Raw genomic sequence first — 21,778 nt, forward strand, 5'->3', positions numbered from 1 at the left:
ATCCACCAATTCTAAAATTATGTGAAGCATTTCATAGACGCAAAATGGCTGGCTTAAACATTATCCCCTTTTTGCGCTTTTTTTGACCATTTTTAGCTTTTGTTACACATTGAAATATAACTTTTGCTGTGCGTAATATGGCTATTCGTTCGCTAAAAATAAGAAAATAGTATGCAAGCAACCGCCACAACACTCGACCATGAGCAGGAACATGTTCCGGTAAACTCACGCAATAAAGTCGTTATTGCCTCGCTTATCGGCACCGCGATTGAGTTCTTCGACTTCTATATTTACGCCACCGCAGCGGTGATCGTGTTCCCCCTTATCTTCTTCCCCCAGGGCGATCCCACTGCGGCAACGCTACAATCGCTCGCCACCTTCGCTATCGCGTTTGTGGCGCGTCCGATTGGCTCTGCGCTATTCGGCCACTTCGGCGACCGGGTAGGCCGCAAAGTCACGCTGGTGGCTTCGCTGCTGACGATGGGGATCTCCACGGTTATTATCGGTCTGTTACCGGGCTACGCGACGATAGGTATTTTCGCGCCGCTGCTGCTGGCGCTGGCGCGTTTCGGTCAGGGACTGGGGCTGGGCGGCGAATGGGGCGGCGCGGCGCTATTAGCGACGGAGAATGCGCCGCCGCGCAAACGCGCGCTGTATGGCTCCTTCCCGCAGTTGGGCGCGCCGATCGGCTTCTTCTTTGCCAATGGCACCTTCCTGTTGCTCTCCTGGCTGCTGACCGACGAGCAGTTTATGAGCTGGGGCTGGCGCGTGCCGTTTATCTTCTCGGCGGTGCTGGTGATTATCGGCCTGTATGTGCGCGTGTCGCTGCACGAAACGCCGGTGTTTGCGAAAGTCGCCGCAGCGAAAAAACAGGTAAAAATACCGCTGGGCACATTGCTGACGAAGCATGTCCGCGTAACCATTCTCGGCACGTTTATCATGCTGGCGACCTACACGCTGTTCTATATCATGACCGTCTATTCCATGACTTACAGCACGGCCGCCGCGCCGGTGGGGCTTGGCTTGCCGCGCAATGAAATACTGTGGATGCTGATGATGGCGGTGATTGGTTTCGGCGTGATGGTGCCCGTCGCCGGCCTGCTGGCGGACGCATTTGGCCGTCGGAAAAGCATGGTCATCATTACCACGCTCATCATTCTCTTCGCGTTGTTCGCCTTTACCCCGCTGCTGGGTTCAGGCAATCCAGCGCTGGTATTCGTGTTCCTGTTGTTGGGCCTGAGCCTGATGGGGCTGACCTTCGGCCCAATGGGAGCGCTGCTGCCGGAGCTATTTCCGACGGAAGTGCGCTATACCGGCGCATCGTTTTCCTACAATGTGTCATCGATTCTGGGCGCTTCCGTCGCGCCGTATATTGCCGCATGGCTGCAAAGCCACTACGGGCTGGCGGCGGTAGGGGTTTACCTGGCGTCAATGGCGGCGCTGACGCTGATTGCACTGCTGTTAACCCATGAGACGCGTCATCAGGCGTTGTAATAGGGCACCGGATGGCGTCATCCGGCGCTACGTTTCACGTTACTGCTTCATCTGCGTTAAAATCGTCCGGCACTGATTGGCTTCGCCTTCAGAGGGCGAAATGAGCGCCAATAGCGCGGCGGCGGGCGTTACCAACGTCGCCAGCGCTGTCGCAACCGCGCCGCGCGCAATCAGCGGGCCGGGCTTGACGCCCGCCTGCGGATTTTTAAATGTCCCACGCACGTACAGCGGCGATCGCAGCGTAATAATACGAATCCCCTTACTTTCCGGATCAATGGTTAAATCGAGCTGTTCAGAGGCGAAGCTCGCCGTACCGGTCACGTTAATCAACGCATTTTCTGTATCAAAAGCAAAAATTTGCGGTCGCGCCACGCCGTTCGCAATATTGAGATTCGCCGCCGCGCAGTTAACCCGCACTTCGTCATCGCCAAAAATCTGCCCGACAATATAGTTGCCGACGTTCAGCCCCACGATTTCCATCAGGTTGCGGCTAATCAATCCATCATTCATCAATAATTTGAGATTGCCGTTACTGTTGCCAAGCAGCGCGGCGACCGAGTTGCCCGTCCCGCGAACATCCGCATCGCCGTTCAGCTCGCCCAGCGTTTTCTGCATCAGTTCCACATCCGGCATCAGTTCTTTAAGCTTCAGCCGACGCGCCTGTATATCCGCCCGCCCCTGCATTGGTTTTTTATCCCCTTCCAGATGGATGTTGGAGACAATACTGCCGCCTGCCAGACCAAACTTCAGCGGCTGTAGACGTAAGTCGGCGTTTTTCAGGATGATATGGGTCGAAAGATCGCTAATCGGTAGACTGCCGCCATGCTCAATACGCCGGCCTTTAAACCGGACATCGGCGTCCATAACGTCCCATTTGTCGGTTTCAAAGCGATCGTAAGGCAACACTTTATCCGCCGGCTGAACATTCTTCTCGCCTTTGCGCTGTTCAGACCGTTTCGACTGCTCAGCGTCTTTCCCGGAATCCACGCCAATCAGCGGCCCAAGATCGGCCAGTCGTAACTGGCGCGATTCGACATCGCCTTCCAGTTTAGGGCGCGGTTTACCGGTGGTATAAGTGAGGGAGCCGTGGATATCACTGTCGCCAATGCGCCCGTTAAAACCGCGATAATCAAATACCGATGACTTTTCGGCGTCAATTTTCGCCACCAATCGCCCATCGGTCTCAAACGGCGGCGTATCCGGCAGCAGCACGCCGGTTAAATCATATAAATCGCCCAGTGAATCGCCAGAGAATTTAAGCCGCAGATCGACGCCGCCCATTTTCATCGGCTCGTTCACCACGCCGCTAAAAGCCACCCGCGTGTTGCCAGAGCGGAAATCGGCCTGCACAGGAAAAGGCGTACTTTCGCTGCGTAGCGCCAGCATACCGCCTATTTTCCCCGTACCGGTCAACGGTTCCCCGTTATAACGCCCCTGCGCCTTCAGGCCGAAGACATAGTCGCCCACGGTGGATTTGTCTGCTTTGCCTTTCGTTCCCGTCACTTCGCTGAACGGCAACGGTTTGCCTAACGGATCGATCAGAATAGTGATATCCGCTTTGCTGACCTTATCATCGATCGCGATTCGCCCCTGGTCGAAGAGAATATTATCCAGCCGGAAGGACCAGGCGGAAGGTTTAGCATTGGGGTCCGTATTCTTGTCTTGCGCGAGGTTAAAGGTCCAGTTATTGGTTTTCTCGGACAGACGAATAAGACGCGCGTCGGGTTTCACCAGTTTGATCCACGGCAGCCAGACGGTTTTGGTCAGGAGCGCCAGCGGGGCAAGCGTCGCCTCAACGCGTGGCAGATGTACCATCGTAACTTCCGGAATATCCGGCGGATTGCCGAGAATGACGTCTTCCGCGTGAACATGCGGCCACGGTACCCAGCTTCGCCAGCCGGTCTCCTGTTTTTGACGTTCCCACACCACGCCTAAATCGCCGCGAATAGCGAAAGGCCGGTTCAATTCGGTAGAGACTTTCTGGTTGATGGTCGGTTTGAGGCGGTTCCAGTCAAATGTTGCGATCAACAAAATCACTATGGCGATCAACAACAAGAAAGTCCCTGTGATGGCGGCGGTTATTTTGCCTGCTTTAGTCATGTGTTATTTCCTCACTTCTTCCCTTGCCTGTCCTAAAGATAGTTCAGCCAGACGAAAAAGGAGGATGACCGCGCCTCGTAATACCACGTATTACGGGAACAGTCTGGCGTTACAGGGTCAGAATCACCTCTTCAAGCGATATCAGCGGCACGGGTCGAGAAAGAAAATAGCCCTGGGCGGCAAAGGCGGGCGAACGCTGCACATCACGCCACTCTTCCAGCGTCTCCACGCCCTCGACAATAACGCCGCGGCAGTAGCGGTTCATCAGTTGCAGCAGCAGAGTGAACAGGTTGCGTCCCTCCGGAGACTGACGCAGCATGACGAACAGCTCGCGCGCCACTTTAATGTAGTCATAACGCACTTCGCTCAGCGCTGAAAAATTGGCCATGCCTGTACCAAAATCATCCAGCCACAGCGGGCCGAACTCACACATCGAGGCGAAAGAGGAGTCTTTCGGCAAACGAATATGTTCCACCAGTTCGAAACGCAGCCAGGGTAAGCGCTCCATCGCTGCCAGAATGTCCGGCTGTCGTCGCATGGCAATCAGCGTAGGGCCGTCAACATTGACCGATGCCAATAAGTGATGGCGAGTGAAAAAATCCGCTTTTTGTTCAAGCTGATGAAGTTGTTCTTTCACTACGTCAATGCGGTGTCGAACCGCTAACTCCGCGAAATAACGATCCGGGGCAATACGTCTGGAAGGGTTATCAGGATGGGTGACGACAGTGAGAAGTTCAACCGCCATCAGACGGCCATCCGTCTGGTATATCGGCTGGTAAGTATAGGCACGCTCGCATTGCAGCCAATAGCGCCGTTCCTGCAAATTCTCTATACCTGCATCAGGAACGCGTAGCTGCTGGATAACCTGCTTTATCATCTCAGTTGTCCTGTTAATGGGAGTGTGACTGTCCGGACTCGTCAAAGGTTATCGGCGTTCAGGCAGAGAACTTTACCCTCGGTCCCTGGCAAAATAAAAACAGACTACGAAACTTGTCAAAAATACGCACTTGCTCAAAAAAATAATGGACCGATGTTTTAATATTATTGACCACTAGACATCCACAGCGCACACTAACGCTAATTTTTACAGATCAGGTTCACGACTATGTCTAAAAAGATTGCCGTGATTGGCGAATGCATGATTGAGCTGTCGCAGAAAGGCGCTGATGTTCAGCGCGGCTTCGGCGGCGACACGCTGAATACCTCCGTTTATATTGCCCGTCAGGTCGATTCTGCCGCTCTGGCCGTTCACTATGTGACGGCGCTGGGTACCGACAGTTTCAGCCAACAGATGCTGGAGGCGTGGCAGCATGAAAATGTGGATACCTCGCTAACGCAGCGGATGGAAAATCGCCTGCCAGGCCTCTATTACATCGAAACCGATGACACTGGCGAGCGTACCTTCTACTACTGGCGTAACGAAGCGGCAGCGAAATTCTGGCTGGAGAGCGAGCAGTCAGCGGCTATCTGCGAGGCGCTGGCGACCTTCGATTATCTCTACCTGAGCGGCATTAGCCTCGCGATTTTAAGCCCGACCAGCCGTGATAAGCTGCTGTCTTTATTGCGTGAATGCCGGGCCAACGGCGGGAAAGTCATTTTTGATAATAACTATCGCCCGCGTTTATGGACAAGTCGCGAAGAAACGCAGCAGGTCTATCAAAAGATGCTGGAATGTACTGATATCGCCTTCCTGACACTGGACGATGAAGACGCGCTATGGGGTCAGCAACCCGTGGAAGAGGTCATTGCCCGCACCCATGCGGCAGGCGTACAGGAAGTGGTGGTAAAACGCGGGGCGGACTCTTGCCTGGTCTCGATTCAGGGCGAGGCGCTCATTGACGTTCCGGCAGTCAAACTGCCGAAAGAGAAAGTGATAGACACCACTGCCGCAGGCGACTCCTTCAGCGCCGGTTATCTGGCCGTTCGTTTGACGGACGGCAGCGCGACGGATGCCGCGAAGCGCGGACACCTGACGGCCAGCACGGTGATTCAGTACCGTGGGGCCATTATTCCGCACGACGCGATGCCGCAGTAAGTCATTCGCTCTTGCCCGGTGGCGCTGCGCTTACCGGGCCGGCAGGCGGCAGCTTACTGTGCCGCCGGTGTCTCCGTCACTTCCGGATGCGCCTCATCTGCTTCAACAGCGGCGGCAGTTGTCGGGACCATGATTTCATCCCACGTCGCCTTTAACGCCTTCATATTAAATTCCGGCTCGCCTTGCGGTTGCAGCAAAATTAATGCCATCTCCTGCGATAGCTGCTGACGTAGATTCTGATTGAGCATATCGACGGTCAGGCTGTTGAGGAAATTCTGACGCAGCTTCTGATACTGCTCCGGCGCGATATCCACCACTTGATTCTGCAGCGAGCGCATACGCTGTCCAGTCAAAATGTCAGTATCGGTACGCGCGTAGGTCGCGAACAGCTTTTGCAATTCGAGATTTTTCTGCGCCACCAGCGCAGTAAACTCCTCTTCCGACAAACCTTTATCGCGTACTTTCGCCAGTTCATTCGCCACCAGGCTCAAATTGGTATTGAGCTTATCATTAGGTGATTCAATGTTGATGGCGCACTGCGCGCGCAGGAACAGAACCCGGCAGTCAAACCCCAGACCAATATCTTTCGCGTTATTTTTAGTAAGCTCTTGCTGGATATGCCAGAACAGCGCTTCGCGCGCCAGATCTGCCTGCCAGTAGCGCAACAGCGCCGCCGATTCGCGAATCGGTTGCCACGGCGTATCCCACATAATGGAGAGACGATCCTGGCGCACCGCATCGGTCATAATGCTCACTGATTCCGCCCGCAGCGGCGAAAGCGTCGGCACCGGGGCGGGCGTTTCGCGTTTACCTTTCAGCGTACCGAACGTTTTATTGATCTGCTCGGCGACGGAGCGCGCATCAATGTTGCCGACAACAATCAGCGTCATGGCATCCGGGGTGTACCATTTTTCATAGAAAGCCTGAATTTTGGCTGCGTCTACCGGCTGCTTTAACGGTTCCGCGGGATCGTGCCCCAATAACGCCGACCCTTTCAGCCGATAACGCCACCAGCCCTCTTTAGTATCTGCTGGCCACGTCGCAACCATATCTTCGCTGCTTAACGCATGATTCACCGTCTCTGGCGTAATGGTTAATTTACCGGAGACGTTAGCCAGATAGGTCAGCGCTTCTTTCAGCAGATCGTTACGGTTATTGGGTAAACTGAGGTTATAGAGCGTGGAATCATAAGAAACAATAACGGGCGGCATGGGACGTTTCGGATCAAACCCTTGCTGCCATAAAGAACGTGCCTGTGCGGCATCCAGACCACCGCTTTGCGTCAGCGCGATACGGGGAATCGCATGGCTGAACCCGCTCTGTTGCGTACTTTCGGTGAGCGAACCGGTATTAACCTGGAGACGAACTTCAATACGATCGCTGGGGCGCTGAGGCGTAGCCAACACTTGCCACTGTAACCCATTAGCCAGCGTCCCCTGTTGCCATGCCGGATCGGGCTGGAGCGCATCTGCCTGCACATAGCCGGCAGAGGCCAACATCAACAGACTGCCCGCTAAGAGTCGAATTTTTGTGCCCTGCATGTGAACCCCTGATCAACAATCCTGGTAATAAAAAGACAGCCCCGGCAGGGATGCCTGAATATGACGTAAAAACACTTCGTGTTAGACCGCGAGAACCTAAAAATGTCACGGAAGAAGTGAAATAATCCCTAAGCATCATGCTGTATGCTTTGGGCGCAGGGGTCAATTATGCGCAAACACCCGCAGTCCTGGAAGGGACTACGGGCATAAGTGGCGAGATTAGGAGGAAATTTCGTGCGTTTTGCCATCCGGCGCACGATTATTAAGCACATCGTCCAGCTTTTGGTGATCTAACTCTTTCACCCATTTGGCAACCACCACCGTCGCCACGCCGTTACCCACCAGGTTAGTCAGCGCGCGCGCTTCGGACATAAAGCGGTCGATACCGAGGATTAACGCCAGTCCCGCAACCGGTAAATGGCCCACGGCGGAGATAGTGGCCGCCAGCACGATAAAGCCGCTTCCGGTCACGCCCGCGGCGCCTTTTGACGAGAGCAGCAACACGACCAGCAGCGTTATCTGGTGGAAGATATCCATATGGCTGTTGGTCGCCTGGGCGATAAACACCGCCGCCATCGTCAGGTAGATAGAGGTGCCATCGAGGTTGAACGAATACCCCGTCGGGATCACCAGCCCTACCACCGACTTACGGCACCCCAGTTTTTCCATCTTATCGAGCATACGCGGCAACGCTGACTCGGAAGAGGAGGTGCCGAGCACAATGAGTAATTCTTCCCGGATATAGCGAATAAATTTAAAAATGCTAAAGCCCGTTACCCGTGCAATCGTCCCCAGCACCACCACCACGAAGAGAATACAGGTGATATAGAAGCAGATAATGAGCTGCCCCAGTTGCACCAGAGAACCGACGCCGTATTTACCGATGGTGAAGGCCATCGCGCCGAATGCGCCAATCGGCGCCAGGCGCATGATCATATTAATGATGCCGAAAATGACCTGCGAAAAACTCTCAATCACATTGAAAATGAGCTGGCCTTTGCTGCCCAAACGGTGCAGCGCAAAACCAAACAACACCGCAAACAGTAAGACCTGCAGAATGTTGCCGCTGGCAAACGCGCCGATCACGCTGCCCGGTATGACATCCATCAGGAAGGCAATAATGCCCTGCTCCTTGGCTTGTGCGGCATAAACGGCCACCGCCTGCGCATCCAGCGTTGCCGGATCGACGTTCATCCCGGCGCCAGGTTGCACAACGTTGACGATGATAAGACCGATAATCAGCGCAATCGTACTGACAATTTCAAAGTAAAGCAGCGCGACCGCGCCGGTACGGCCCACCGCTTTCATGCTTTCCATGCCTGCGATGCCCGTCACGACAGTACAGAAAATGACAGGAGCGATGATCATCTTAATGAGCTTAACGAACGCGTCGCCAAGCGGTTTCATTTGTGCGCCCAGTTCAGGATAGTAATGGCCAAGGAGAATACCAATGGCGATTGCTGTCAGGACCTGAAAATAAAGACTTTTGAACAGAGAGGTTTTCATAGGGTGTCCTTGAAGTAAAAACCACAGGTCTTGTAAGGTTATGAGTAACCTGCGGCCTTAAAATAACACCCACACAACATGACAGAAATGCGCCAGGATCATAATTGAAACAAAAATGTTAAAAAGTTTGAGCTGGCTCGCACAAGCGCGACCTTTTTTAACTTTTGTAATCAGGATTTTCGTGCGACAGATACCGTTCTTCAAAGATATCCGCGGGAACGGGCCGAGCAAACAGGAAGCCTTGCGCGACGTTGACTCCCGCCTGTTCCAGCCACGCGCGTTGCGCCTCGTTCTCCACGCCCTCGGCAATCAATTGTAAATTAAGACTGCGGGCCATCAGAATAATCGCCGTCACCATACTGTGATCATCCGGTAACCCATCGACAAACATTTTATCAATTTTAAGGATATCGACCGGTAGCGACTTCATATGCTGTAACTGGCGCAGCCCCGCGTAACCCATGCCAAAATCATCCAGTGCGATACGCACGCCAGCATTACGTAACGGACGTAAGATAGCGACGGCAGCGTGCGGATCGTCGATACGGCGGCTTTCAGTGACCTCAAGAATCAGCGTACCCGGTTGAATACGATAGCGGTTTAACAATTCCAGCAGCTCCGACACCATGCCAGGGTGCATGAGCTGTAACGCGGAAAGATTGACGGAGAGCGGCAATGTCACGCCGCGCTCCTGCCAGGCAGCAAGCTGGCGACAGGACTCTTCCAGCACCCAATAGCCCACCGTGACCATCAGGCCGCAGGATTCAATGCGCTCAATCAGCCCCTCCGGCAATTCCCAGCTACCGTCCGGCTGTTGCATACGTAACAAGGCTTCGGCGCTTAATACGTTGCCGCTGCGCATCTCGACCTGCGGCTGCAGCCAAATGGCAAACTGATGGTTATCCAGCGCGGTAAGGATATCGCTCTCTTCGGTAAGGCGCTGTTGAGCGGCCTCCATCTGCGCCGGGTCAAAGAACTGGATCTGATTTTTACCTTTTCGGCGCGCGGTAAAGGCGGCGGAGACGGCGCGACCATAGAGCTCTTCGGCGGTCAGATCGCCATAATACATCGCAATGCCAATACTGCAGCTTGGGCGCAATTGAATACCCTGGATGGGCAGTCGTTCATTAATGATAGTGAGTATTTGCTGACCTAATGTGATGGCGTGCCACGGCTCTTTAACGCCGTGGGCGATAATGGCAAAGTCATACCCGCTGACCTGCGTAAGCACCATGCGCGGCGCCAGCACCGACTTCAGCTTCTCAACCAACGTCAGTAATAGAATCTCCCGCTGCGTTTCTTGCAGCACGCCTGCCGTGTCACGCAACGTTTCGCACGTCACGATGATAAGCGCGGTGGTCTGTTGGCGGGTGATAACCTGTTCCAGCAGCGCCATTAAAAAGGCTTTATTGGGCAGCTCGGAAACCGGAAAACGCATCGCGTTGTCCGTTTGCTCCTCGCGTTGACGCTGCATAAGCTGCTGGTTGAGGTTATAGCTACGCACCAGCATCCCAATTTCATCATCCTGATGCAGACGCGGCAACGCCAGCTGATGTCCGATCAGCTCCTGCTGCGGAATGTCGTTCAGCTCGCGGGCGATTTTGCGCAGCGGATGCACAATCAGGCGGTTTACGCACCAGGCGATGGCCACCGTCAGGATCAGCGATAAAAGTAAGTAAATGGTCACTAACGTAGAGAGCGCGCTCATGACGAACTTGTACATACGGTACGAATCCGCCTGCAATACAAGGTAGGCCAGCGGTTGCGGATTGGCGGGACGCTCCAGCGAATAAACCGGCAAAGAAATTTGTACCGGCAGTTCGAAGAGACGCGTCACCATAACCGGGACGGGGCGTTCAGGAATGAAGCGCTTACGCAACGCCTGGAACTGATTCGGCAATACCACATCGGCGCGACTCACCACGCCCGCAGGTTTAATACTTTCCAGAATGGTTTCCGCGCCGGGGAGATCCGCTTTTAAAATCGCGGAAGAAAGAGGTTCCCGAACAGATCGCGCGATGCTTTCCAATTGCGTAGCCGTGTTGTAGCGGTTCTGCTGTACCAGATGGAACAACAAAACGGTGCAAAAGACAAAAACAAACACCATGACAACGGCCGCAACCATTGCCATCTGTTTAATTGTTAACGAGCGGCTGACGCGCAAATTGACTCTCCCTGGATATCCCGGACTGCCGCCTGAGTATACCCGATTGCAGCGGCATTAAGAGAGGCTGTATCTGAAAAGGACTTTTCTGAATAACGGTTAATGATAGCGTCTGATGGCGCTGCGCTTCTCAGGCCTACGACGCCTGTCAATTCGTAGGCCTGACGCAATGATTACCAGTCAGCGTAAGGCACCAGAGGCTGCGGCGGTAAATCCATATCCCCCTGCCAGCCCGCCGCGGAATAACGGACATACAGCAGCAGATGACTGGGGGTATAGTCTTTCGCCTGCTGAATATCGACAGCCGTACCCACAAACCAGTTGGCAGTGACCCGGCGTTCAATGAGCGCCCGCGCGGTATAGCCAAATCCCTGACTGCTGCCGCCGCCGTTGGTCTGGTCACGCGCATCCTCCTGATAATCCGCCGGGATCAAATTCATCAGCGGATAACGCGGCATGGTACGGTTGCGGGAGTGCGACCAGGATACCGAGCCGCCCAGCTCCCACGACCAGTTTTCCGTACGCTGCCGCCACATCACCGGCACCGCAAACGACAGGTATTCCTGCGGGCTATAATAACCGCCCTGACCCAGTGAATAACCGCTCAAATCTTTGTCGTAATGCCAGATCATGTTATTCAGCCCGACGGTAACGCGGCGGTTATTCTCGTTAATCACCTTATAGTAATAACCGGTCATCCAGCGCACGCGCCAGTTATCTTCCACATTTTTACCGCTCAACTGGTCGCCGCTGAGCGACGCCCAGACACCGTTTGCTTCGCCTTTATCATAGCTGAGACTGACGCCGCCGCCGTTGGCCCGCACGCCGCCCCATTTGGTGCCGGTATTGCTGCTGGCGTCCTTTTGTCCGCCAAACGCCAGCAGCGAGCTGGAGATCGGGCGACGATGCGCGTTCAGGGTATAACCCAACGGCCCGATATCGTCGCTATAGCTGACGCCGCCGACCACATCAACGACATTAAAGCCCATCGGCGTCGTGCCGATATCCCAGCGCCAGGTCTCATTCTGCCAGCCGACCGCCACGCTCGCGCCCGTATCGGCCTGGCTACGATGTCCGCTGCATTTCTCCAGCGTACAGGTACCCCAGTTATTATCGTATTTTCCGTCCGCATCCGTAGAGAAACGGCCAACATCCATATTCACCATATCAGTACGAAAGAACGCCCGTCCGTCCGACCAGGGCGCATCCACCTGAAGCATCGTGGTATGCGCCTTCAGATCGGAGTAACCGCCAGTCCCGCTCGACCCCCAATAATCGTGCGCCAACGTGACATTGAGATCCTGCTGACGGTACAACTCCGCCGCATCGCTACGCACGCCGCGTTTTAGCCAGTCATCTTTTTCATCATTGCGCGTCAGGCGGGTAAAGGTATCGTTATCCTGGGGACGAACCGGCGTAATCGCCGCGGCGACCATTGCCTCTTTGTAGGTCTCCAGCGTCCGCTGCGGCTCGCCCGTTTGCGCCTGAAAAGCGGCGGCGTCACGCAATATCATCGCGCTTTCCATTGATGGCGGCTGTGCTTTTGCCTGCGGCGTAATGCGGTTAAAGATCCGCGCCGCCGCCGTGATATCGCCAAGCTGGAGCTGCGCCAGCGCGACGCGGCGCTGCATGTTAAGAGAGGTGATTTGCGACGCAGGCAACGCCGCCAGTTGAGCGCGCGCCGCAGCGTTATCGCCCTGTGCGATGTCGATTTCCACCCGCCCCAGCATGGCATCGACATTACCCGGTTCCCGCGCCAGAACGGCGTCATAAGCGGCGCGGGCCGCCGCATTATCGCCACGCTGCTGCGCCCAGTCTGCCAACGTTAACGCAATGCGCGTAGAGGGCGGCTGCTGACGTAACAACGCTTCCGCTTCGCGTTCTTTGCCGCTATCGCGCAAGCGGTTAGCGCTTTCCAGCACCTGGTTACTTTGCAATCGGCCCGCCAGTTCCTGAATATTGCTGTTCCACTGGCTGGTCGGTAGGGTATTGAGATGCGCCAGCGCCGCCCGGTCCCGATCGCTGCCGGAAAGATAAAGCCCATAAGCATAGACCTGTTCCGGATCGTTTGGCTTCTGCTGCGCCAGAGAGCGCATTTGCGCATCGGCCTGGGCGTGCTGCCCGGCCTGCCACAGATCGCGTGACAGTCGGTACGTCACCCACACGCTCCCCGGATCTAATGCCAGCCGGCGACGGTGCAGTTCTGCGGCCTGCGCCCATTTGCCCTCGCTTTCCAGCGTTTCCGCCTGCTGCGCCAGACGGTCATTTTCCAGACTGCGTTCGATATCGTCGATACTGCGCCGCTGACTGGCGGAAAGAGAAGCGATAAACGCGGCGGCTTTTTGCGGCGACTGCTGGCGATAAAGATTCGCCAGCCCGCGTACAGCATTGGTATTACCGCTATCCATACGCAGCGTCTGCTGATAATAACGTTCGGCGGCGGCATTATCTTTGCGCGCCATCGCCACATCCCCCAGCCCCAGTACCGCGTAGCTGTCGGTGTTATCCACTGCTCGCGCCTGCTGATAGAAACGCTCCGCCTGGGCCAGATTATTCGCTTTTAAGGCCGCGTCGCCCTGCTGAATTAACAGCCAGTAGCGATTGACCTTCAGCAGACTCTCCCACTTATCGCGGCTGCTGCTGTGCGGCGCCATCGCCAGCGCCTTTTCAAACTGCGCGACGGCGCGGGCGCGATCGCCACGCTGTGAGTATGCCTGCCCCAGCGCGCCGACCGCCTCGCTGTCGTCCTGCCGGGCGCTCACCGCCTGCTGCAATTGCGCAATGGCCTTACCGCCTTCTCCGGCATTAACCGCCGCGATGCCCTGCGAGCGCGCACGGAACGCCGGATCTGCTAACTGTTTTTGCTGCTCGCTAAGCTGGGCGCGGGCGGCAGACACGCTATCGCCTTCGCTAAACTGCGTCAGATAGTCTTGCAACGCTTTTACGCTGGCGTCGCTAACCGGGAGATCTTTTATCTGCTGGTACCAGATGGCGGAGGCCGCGCTGCGTCCCGTACTGGATTTCGCCATCTGTTTTAGCACCGCGAATCCCTCATCGCGCCGCCCGCTGGCGAACAACAGTTGCGCCAGCGCATTTTGCAGAGCGTTATTACCCGGACTGACGGCATTAATTTTCTGTAGCTGGTTAATCGCTTCGTGACGGCGGGCGGGCAATTTCGCCACGGTCGTCCAGTATTCGACCGCCAGTTCGCCCTCCGGCGGATAACCTTTAAACAGCTTGTCGTAGCTGGCGATCGCTTGTTCAGTATGGCCGGTCGTCGCCAGTAAACGCGCCTCCTGCAAAGACTGGCGTCCTTGCGGCGTGGAGAGCAGCATCGCGGTGCGGGAAGATTGATACGCCGTCGACTCCGGCGCCAGTTGCGCCAGCCGATCAAGTAGCTTCTGCGCCCCGTCGCTATCCCCCTGGCGCAACAGATAGCGGAAACGGGCGGCGATAACCTGTGGATCATTGGGGTCGATCAGCTCCAGGCGATAGAGCGACTGACGGACTAAGTCCTCACGGTGCGTGGCCTCGCCCAGCCGCACCTGCTCCAGCAACTGTTGCTGCGCGGAGGTCGCTGCGCCGGCAAGCGGTGTTAGCGCCATACCAAGCGATAACCCCAACAATGCCCGAGAAACGCCCCTTTTGCCAGGTAAGGCATTTCGACCGCCAGCCGGCAAAAAAGCGTGCATGAGACTTAACGTGAACTTACGCATTCCTGGCCCCAGTCAGGTAATAATTCACCTTTGACGGTGAAGCGAAAACGGTGCTGATCCCAGCCTTGTCCAAAGAGAGCCAGCACATAGTTGTAATAGGCATCACTGCCAGGAAAATGGTCTGCGACCCGCTGTCGCTGCACGGCCTGGGCGTCGCGATTTTGCAGGAAAGGCAGTAAAGCGGCGGAAAACCCGACCGGCCCCGTCCCTTGCGCATTCCCGCTGACGACATCCACTTTCTCCGGTGGAACGCCGTTTTTCATCGTTAACGTCGCCATCGGTTTAAATCGCGCCAGTAAACGCGCTTTTTGCGGATCGCCATCATGCATCATTCCCGCCCATAAATAGACGCGAATCGCATCGTAGCTACTGATCAGCGTCTTTTCCGCTTTCAACTGCCAGCCTTGCTTGCTTTCATAACGCACCCAGTCCGGCGAGAAACCTTTCGGCGCGGTTTCCAGCAAAAGCCGCAAATTGGTTTCCCGTAACGTCGACCACGGCGCGCCAAAACGGCTAAAGTATTGCGCCAACTGCGGCGGCAGATAGCTTGGGTTAAAACGCCAGCTATTCGCCTCGGCAAAGCCGATTTTGCCAGGTAGCAGCATTGAGCCCAGCCCCGGCACATTCACGACCTCTTCGCGGGCGATGCGTTTTAACAACGCCGTGCCCACCTCGGTATAACGCGTCTCTTTCCACAGACGACCGGCCTCCAGCAGCGACCATGCCATCCAGATATCGCCGTCGGACGCGGAGTTGCTGTCCAGCACCGACCAGGTGTCGGGATCTTTTTGTCCCCACAGCCAGGCGGGCAGATGTTCACGCAGCGATCCCTGCGCCAGATTGTTTTGCGTCCAGTTAAACAGTTGCGCGAACGCCGGTCGATCGTTCGCCGCCAGGGCAAAGAACATAGCGTAGCTTTGCCCTTCGGAGGTGGTAATTTTTCGCGCATCGCCCGGATCGATAACGCGTCCCTGCTGGCTAATGTAATCTTTCTTGAACTGTTCCCACGCAGGCCAGCTACAGGCCGCCTGCGCATTTATTGCCGTCAGCATGACGATCATCGTTATCCATCCGCGCAGCATAGTCATCATGCGTTACTCATGGTCAGGGTCGAGACGACGGCGACTGAGAATACGTAGCAGACGCCACAATACCCACGCCAGTAATACCACACTGAGGGCCGCCAGTACCGCCAGCAGCACAGGGTGATTCGCCAGCGCATACCACAGCCGCTCAAACCACGGCAGATGTCCGACGTAATAGATATCGCCAACGCGCAGACTGTGAACGCCGGACTCGCGGATCACCGCCACGGAACCAAACATCGCGGCGCGTTTACCGCTGTCGTTCACGGCGTCGTTCAGTAGCTGGTAGCCGCGCGGGCTGTCAGCCAGCAGAGCAATCACGCTGCGCTGATCATTAAACGGCGACTGGAAGCCCACCACCGCCGCCATCGGGCCGCTGGCGGTGACGGTGGACTGCGCATCCGCCGCGCGATCGGCCTCATCCGGCATAATCGACGGGAAAGCGGTCTGCCGCATCGGGGTTTTTACCCAGCTTTGTGTCGCCTGCACCAACAGATCGATACGCTTATCGTCTTTTAGCTTGCCCGGAATAGCGCCAATAATCAGCAGATCGGCGTCTTTGTCGGCTATCTGAGCGCTATCATCGGTGATTGTTAGATTAATTGCCGGGAAACCGGTCTGCCCGCCAATGGCGCCGACCGTATTCAGCAGCGTTTCCATTTGCGCTTCGGTTGGGGTCTTCGGCATCACCGCCAGCGTGTCAGACAGGTCGGCCATCCGGCTGAACGGGAAACCCGCATTGGCGAACGCGCGTAAATCCGGCATCGCGATAAAGTGGTAATATTTCGAAAAATCGATAGTGGAGTCATCCCCTATCACCACATGATTCGGTACCGGCTGGAAGGTAATACAGTTGTCCACCGACCCGCCCGGCATCGGATTCATGTAGCGGAAGTCAAAACGTAGTTGGTTCATCGCCCCCAGTTTGAGCGCCGGAATAGACACATCCGTTTTACCATCCAGCAGTCCCTGAAGTACCGGCAGGCGCAACAGGAGTCGATTAGTTTCCTGCGTGCTGTTAAGGCTAAAGGCTTGCAGAAACTGGTTATTCAGACTGATATCCAGCCGTGAACTGTCTTTAGTCGGCGGCGAGGTATAACGGTAGTTGAGATCCATATCAATACCGTTGCTACGCAGCAAATAGAGGTCCGGCGGCAGATTCAAAGAAACGTTGATGGGCGCCGGCTCCAGCCCACTCGACTGGAGCTGCTCTTCATAGGTTTTCAGCTCACCAAAAGTGACCGGGCGATCGGTACGCACCCAGTTCGGCGCATCATACGGTTTGCGCGCCAGCAGCGGTTTTACATCGTTGACCACCACGCTGGAACCACGGAAGAGAATATTCCCTTGCGCGATACCTTTTGCCGCTTGCAACAGGTCTTTATCATCACGGCCAAACACGACCAGCAACTTCACATACGGATTATCCGGATGGCTCATCATCTCGATAACCGGCGCGTTAACCGCAGGATGATCGCGCAGGAAATCGGGGCGTCGATCGTTGGTGGCGAACACGATCGCATTGCGATCCGGCAGGTGATTATACAACACCGGGAAGCGCTGACCGCGCCAGCCCGCCCGCGATCCAAACCAGGACGCGACAATAGAAGCCGCCTGCTGCTGCGCCAGATCCGGCATATCAGCAAACACTATCGGCAACGTCACTGGACGGTTATCCCGCGGATCGAAAAACGGCACCGGGAAGTGGGACAGATCGTTATTCACCGCCAGCATGTTATAGGTCAGATCCAGGGCGCTATTTCGCCCGATGTCTAACCACAGAGTACTGCTGGCCGGGTTTTCACACACGTCGCGATAGTGGCCGACAAACTCCAGCCGCACCCGGTTAAAGTCGGTGATAAATAGCGGATTGATAGGTACCTGCGCCAGCGTCTTTTTCCCCAACTGCTCTTTTGTCACCGGCAGTACGCCCATCAGTTCATCATTGAGATAAACCTTGAGCTGCGACTGAACCGGCAGGAGCGACGGCGAGGGCGTATATTCCAGATTCAGCACCGCTTTCGACGCCACTTCATCGCTGCGCATACCAAATTCAATGCCGCCGTTAGGGTTAACGCCACGCAGCGCCATACTACCCGGCGGCGGCGCGATTTGCGCAAAGGTCAGCTTGACCTCGCGCGAAGGCGCGGTCTGCGCCACGACGGGCGCCTCAGTTGCGGGCGACGGCGCAGGCTCGGTGGGTTCAGCATTGATCAATGGCGGCGTAGCAGGCGCCGCCGCCGTCATGAAAGCAGGAAACGCGCTTAATCCTATTACCGCCGCACACATCCAGGACAATTTTCTTTTCATCGCATTATCATCATTGTTGAGCCTGAGCCATAACCCGATCCGACGGCTGTATCGCCGCTTGCCGCTCCGGGCGACGCGGAATAAACGATACAATCCAGGCAATTAACGCCGTCAACGATCGGAAAATTACTTTTACTGAAGGCGGCGCGAATTCCGCGAGGTGGCGATATCCGCGGAAGCCCAGCTTCAGAATATCCAGCAAGCTTTCCAGCGGTTTATCTTCCGGGAAGCTATCTTGCCAAAGCGCCCACGTATCGGCGCGCGCGAAGGTACACTGCACAAAATCAATATGTTGTTTGGTGGTGAGCGGCATCAGTTGTAGTCCGACCTCATTGCCCGTTACGCGCACCACCTGCGTTGGAAAGACATATTCCTGCTGCCCGCGTTTAAGCAACAGATTCACTTTCTGCCCTTCCAGCACCTGCGCCTGACCGTTGATCTTGATGCCTAACCCGCCGTCGGAGAAGTCATGTACGGTACAGGAGAACAAATGTCCATCTTCGCGGGCGATGGCCCCCGGCATGGCAATCTCGACCCGATGCGCGCGCCTGACCTGTTTACTCTCTACCGAAACCGCAACCGCGCCGCCGAGAATGACCAGGTTATAGAAGACCCACACCAGGCTAACGATGACGGTCAGCGTTTCATTTTCCGGCCCGTAATAGTATCGCCATACGCCCGCCGCCACGCCGAGCAGGTTAAGCAAGACAAGGAAGATATACGGACGCGAGATTACCCAGTCGACGTACTTCTCTTCCACCAGCCCGCCTTTCGCCGTGACGTTAAATTTCCCTTTGTGCGGATTGATCAACGCGACCAGAGTCGGCGGTGCGATATACCATGCCAGTACCGTTTCATAGATTTCACTCCAGAAAGAGTGACGATACTTGCCCTGAATCTTCGAGTTAGTCAGGCTGGCGTGGACCATGTGCGGTATCACAAATAGCGCAATCATCAACGCAGGCGCATAAATGATATAGGCGTGCAGCAGCAGAAAAGCCAGCGGCGCGGTCAGAAAGATCAGGCGCGGAATGCCGGACAAGAAATGGAACATCGCGTTGAGGTAGCACAGCCGCTGCGCCAGTTTTAAGCCTTTACCAAACAGAGGGTTATCGAGGCGGAAAATTTGCACCATGCCCCGCGCCCAACGAATACGCTGCCCGATATGCGCCGACAGGCTTTCCGTCGCCAGCCCCGCCGCCTGCGGAATGCGCATATACGCTGAGGTATAACCTCGCCGGTGCAGCCGGAGCGAAGTATGCGCATCTTCCGTCACCGTCTCAACGGCGATACCGCCAATCTCATCCAGCGGCTTACGGCGAATCACCGCGCACGATCCGCAAAAGAAAGTGGCGTCCCACATATCGTTACCGTCCTGCACCAGTCCGTAAAACAGCGTGCCTTCGTTAGGCGTTTTACGAAAACGTCCCAGGTTGCGCTCAAACGGGTCCGGGGAGAAGAAATGATGCGGCGTCTGCATCATCGCCAGCTGTTTTTCTTTCAGGAACCAGCCCATTGTCATTTGCAGAAACGAGCGTGTCGGCACATGGTCGCAATCGAAGATCGCCACAAACTCGCCTTTCGCGTGTTTTAGCGCATTGTTGATGTTGCCGGCTTTGGCGTGTTCATGCGTGGTGCGGGCAATGTAATGCACGCCAACATGTCGGGCAAAATGACGAAATGATTCACGCCCGCCGTCATCAAGGATCCAGATATTCAGCTTGTCCTTCGGCCAGTCAATGCCAAGCGAAGCGTAAATGGTATTTTTGACCACGTTAAGGTCTTCGTTATAGGTCGGTACAAAAATATCCACCGTCGGCCACTGCGACATTTCTTTCGGCAACGGCACCGGTTGACGATTTAACGGCCACACCACCTGGAAGTACCCCAGCACCAGCACAATCCAGGCGTAGGTTTCCGCAAACAGCAGAATCAGCCCGCACACCAGACTGACCGGGTCGTCCCAATTTAGCGTCGAGGTATAGCGCCACCAGATATAACGACAGGAGACCGTTAGCGACAGCACGATGAGCATCAGCGCGGAAAAGCGTCCCGGCATACGTCGTACCAACAGCGCAACGCCCCACAGCAACAGCAGAAAGATAAATTGCGATAGCGGGTTAAATGGCTGCGTAATACAGATCAGCGCCAGTATCAGTGAAAAAGTCACGATAACGCCCAGAATAAAACGCCGGGCGCCGTTGCTAAGATGTCCCAGCTCTTTTTCCTTTTCCAGATGCGTTGTCTTTTGGCGCACCCGTTCCGGTAAGGTATCCATCCATTGATGGTAACGTCCACGAACGTCCTTCAGGCGCGCAAATGACCGCCAGCGCGGTTCATGACGTTCTTTAGTCGACGAGATCATCACCAGCCAGAGGGTCTGAATGAGGTAGCGGGCCGGGTCCAGTGGGCGCGGGCGGGCGGCGTTAATATGCGGGTAAAGCGCTTTATGCCCGTCGCGAATACGCTGCCAGCGCGGATGCTCAAGCGGAAACACTATCCACGCCAGAATCATCCACAGGCAGCCGAGCGCTGCGCTAAACGGCGACGCGCCGTGGCGGCGGTAACCCTGATAGCGCTCGCTCAAGCGCGCGCTAACCGGCGGGATAAGCAGCCACCGGGAAAGGGCGCTCATCGCAGGCTCCCGGCGGACGTTTTGTCGCCCGCATCATGCAGCAGGCACCAGTTCGCCAGCGTTAACACCTCTTCGGCGGCTAACGAATCGCTGCGATATTCGCCTAACGGCTGTTTCGACGCCATGCACTCCGCCATCGCCTCATCGCGATGGATCACAATAGGCAGCAACCGGCGCTGGCTTTGCAGCCAGACCTGGTACAGATCGTCCTGTAACTGACTGCCAATGCGTAAGTCATTGATCAGAATATGCGCTCCGGCAGGCAATGCCTGCTGATGAAGGCGAATATGGCAGTTAGCGTCAACCCGGGCTACTGCCAGCGTATGGTCGCAGAGGCTCACCAGCTGCCCTGTCAGCGGTGACGCGCCGTAGGGCAAGTCCAGTAAAATCCAGCTATAACGCCCGCTCGCTTTCAGCGCCTGGATAGCCGATCCGATCTCTCCCAGCGTCTCCTGCCAGGCCTGCGGATTTTCCCGCTCTTGCGCGGTGAGCTGTCCAAACGGCAGTAGATCAAGCTGTGAGGTATAACGTAATCCGGCATCGCGCCAGTCCTGGCCGTCCAGCAACGATCGCGCCCAACCGCCCTGATGGACGAAGTCGACGTTAAACGACATGCGCAGCAGGTTATCGGGGCTGGCGTCAATCACCAGGACATTTTCCCCTAAGATTTGTAACGCCCAGGCGAGTGCTGCGGTGAGAGATGTGGTTCCCACCCCGCCGCGCACGCCCTGCAGTCCCAGAATCGCCATTCATGGCTTCCTTAATGAATGTGGTTGCGCAAATTCAGCCAGGAGTGGCCATCTTTTAATCGCCGCCGCCAACTGTTCGCGTTGGGAAATATCGGTATAATCTATTTCGGGTAGTGAAAACGCCTGGCTTAATGCCAGAAAATCATTTTGAAAAGTGTAGCCCAACGTTGGATCGGACTGAGCGCCAGGTTCATTGTTATACATTCTGGTTGCTCCTTTTTAAATATTTCTCACTGGCAGCATTACGCCCCGTCGTCAATACGGGAGAACGCGCATTTTTCATCTTTCCGTGACATCATTTATAATGTGTAAAAATGCAAAGCGCAGAGTTACAGGGCATCCTGCCGGGCAAATTGATTCACATGCTAAATCTGATGCGTTTTAATTTCAATGTTAGGTTTATTTCTGTGCTTTCGCTAGTAAACTGATAAACAGTTAAAATA

The 21,778-nt window shown here is 55.6% G+C and carries 13 protein-coding genes; 2 read left to right on the forward strand and 11 right to left on the reverse strand.

Annotation, left to right across the window (positions count from 1 at the left end; all coding sequences use genetic code 11):
* Positions 1-171 precede the first annotated feature (171 nt).
* Positions 172-1,494 (forward strand): MFS transporter, encoded by a 1,323-nt coding sequence (locus tag ACH0VJ_RS12715; RefSeq protein WP_001148981.1) that lies wholly within the window; start codon positions 172-174, stop codon positions 1,492-1,494.
* A 39-nt stretch (positions 1,495-1,533) separates the two neighbouring features.
* On the opposite strand, the gene ACH0VJ_RS12720 is transcribed toward ACH0VJ_RS12715, so the two are convergent.
* Positions 1,534-3,594, reverse strand: a complete 2,061-nt coding sequence (locus ACH0VJ_RS12720) for an AsmA family protein (RefSeq protein WP_000158677.1) — start codon at positions 3,592-3,594, stop codon at positions 1,534-1,536.
* 109 nt (positions 3,595-3,703) lie between these two features.
* Positions 3,704-4,471: a cyclic-guanylate-specific phosphodiesterase gene (pdeH, locus tag ACH0VJ_RS12725; protein ID WP_000595626.1), complete on the reverse strand. Its 768-nt coding sequence runs from the start codon at positions 4,469-4,471 to the stop codon at positions 3,704-3,706.
* Positions 4,472-4,699: 228 nt separating this feature from the next.
* Between pdeH and ACH0VJ_RS12730 the strand changes: the two genes are divergently transcribed.
* Positions 4,700-5,629, forward strand: coding sequence for a sugar kinase (locus ACH0VJ_RS12730; RefSeq protein ID WP_000037574.1), 930 nt, complete (start codon positions 4,700-4,702; stop codon positions 5,627-5,629).
* 53 nt (positions 5,630-5,682) lie between these two features.
* Here ACH0VJ_RS12730 and ACH0VJ_RS12735 read toward each other — a convergent pair whose 3' ends face one another.
* The 9 genes from ACH0VJ_RS12735 to bcsR form a co-directional block, all read right to left on the reverse strand.
* Positions 5,683-7,170, reverse strand: a complete 1,488-nt coding sequence (locus ACH0VJ_RS12735; RefSeq protein ID WP_001163182.1) for a pitrilysin family protein — start codon at positions 7,168-7,170, stop codon at positions 5,683-5,685.
* Positions 7,171-7,389: 219 nt separating this feature from the next.
* Positions 7,390-8,676: a C4-dicarboxylate transporter DctC gene (gene dctA / locus ACH0VJ_RS12740; RefSeq protein ID WP_000858228.1), complete on the reverse strand. Its 1,287-nt coding sequence runs from the start codon at positions 8,674-8,676 to the stop codon at positions 7,390-7,392.
* Between the two features lie 157 nt (positions 8,677-8,833).
* Positions 8,834-10,840, reverse strand: a complete 2,007-nt coding sequence (hmsP, locus tag ACH0VJ_RS12745) for a biofilm formation regulator HmsP (protein WP_001266363.1) — start codon at positions 10,838-10,840, stop codon at positions 8,834-8,836.
* 173 nt (positions 10,841-11,013) lie between these two features.
* Positions 11,014-14,556 (reverse strand): cellulose synthase complex outer membrane protein BcsC, encoded by a 3,543-nt coding sequence (bcsC, locus tag ACH0VJ_RS12750; protein ID WP_001225199.1) that lies wholly within the window; start codon positions 14,554-14,556, stop codon positions 11,014-11,016.
* A complete protein-coding gene (gene bcsZ / locus ACH0VJ_RS12755; RefSeq protein WP_000988801.1) occupies positions 14,538-15,647 on the reverse strand; it encodes a cellulose synthase complex periplasmic endoglucanase BcsZ in 1,110 nt (369 codons plus the stop codon). The genes bcsC and bcsZ overlap by 19 nt, the downstream gene beginning before the upstream one ends.
* A 3-nt stretch (positions 15,648-15,650) precedes the next feature.
* Complete coding sequence (gene bcsB, locus ACH0VJ_RS12760; protein WP_000823812.1) at positions 15,651-17,951, reverse strand: cellulose biosynthesis cyclic di-GMP-binding regulatory protein BcsB; 2,301 nt, start codon at positions 17,949-17,951, stop codon at positions 15,651-15,653.
* A gap of 10 nt (positions 17,952-17,961) precedes the next feature.
* A complete protein-coding gene (gene bcsA / locus ACH0VJ_RS12765) occupies positions 17,962-20,586 on the reverse strand; it encodes a UDP-forming cellulose synthase catalytic subunit (RefSeq protein ID WP_001275330.1) in 2,625 nt (874 codons plus the stop codon).
* Entirely contained in the window at positions 20,583-21,335 is a 753-nt protein-coding gene (bcsQ, locus tag ACH0VJ_RS12770) for a cellulose biosynthesis protein BcsQ (RefSeq protein WP_000996117.1), read from the reverse strand. Before bcsQ ends, bcsA begins: the two co-directional genes overlap by 4 nt.
* Positions 21,336-21,539, reverse strand: coding sequence for a cellulose biosynthesis protein BcsR (gene bcsR, locus ACH0VJ_RS12775; RefSeq protein ID WP_000282616.1), 204 nt, complete (start codon positions 21,537-21,539; stop codon positions 21,336-21,338).
* Between the last annotated feature and the right edge of the window lie 239 nt (positions 21,540-21,778).

Origin of the sequence: Salmonella sp. 2020_1459 (genome assembly GCF_043847915.1) — a bacterium.
GTDB lineage: Bacteria > Pseudomonadota > Gammaproteobacteria > Enterobacterales > Enterobacteriaceae > Salmonella > Salmonella enterica.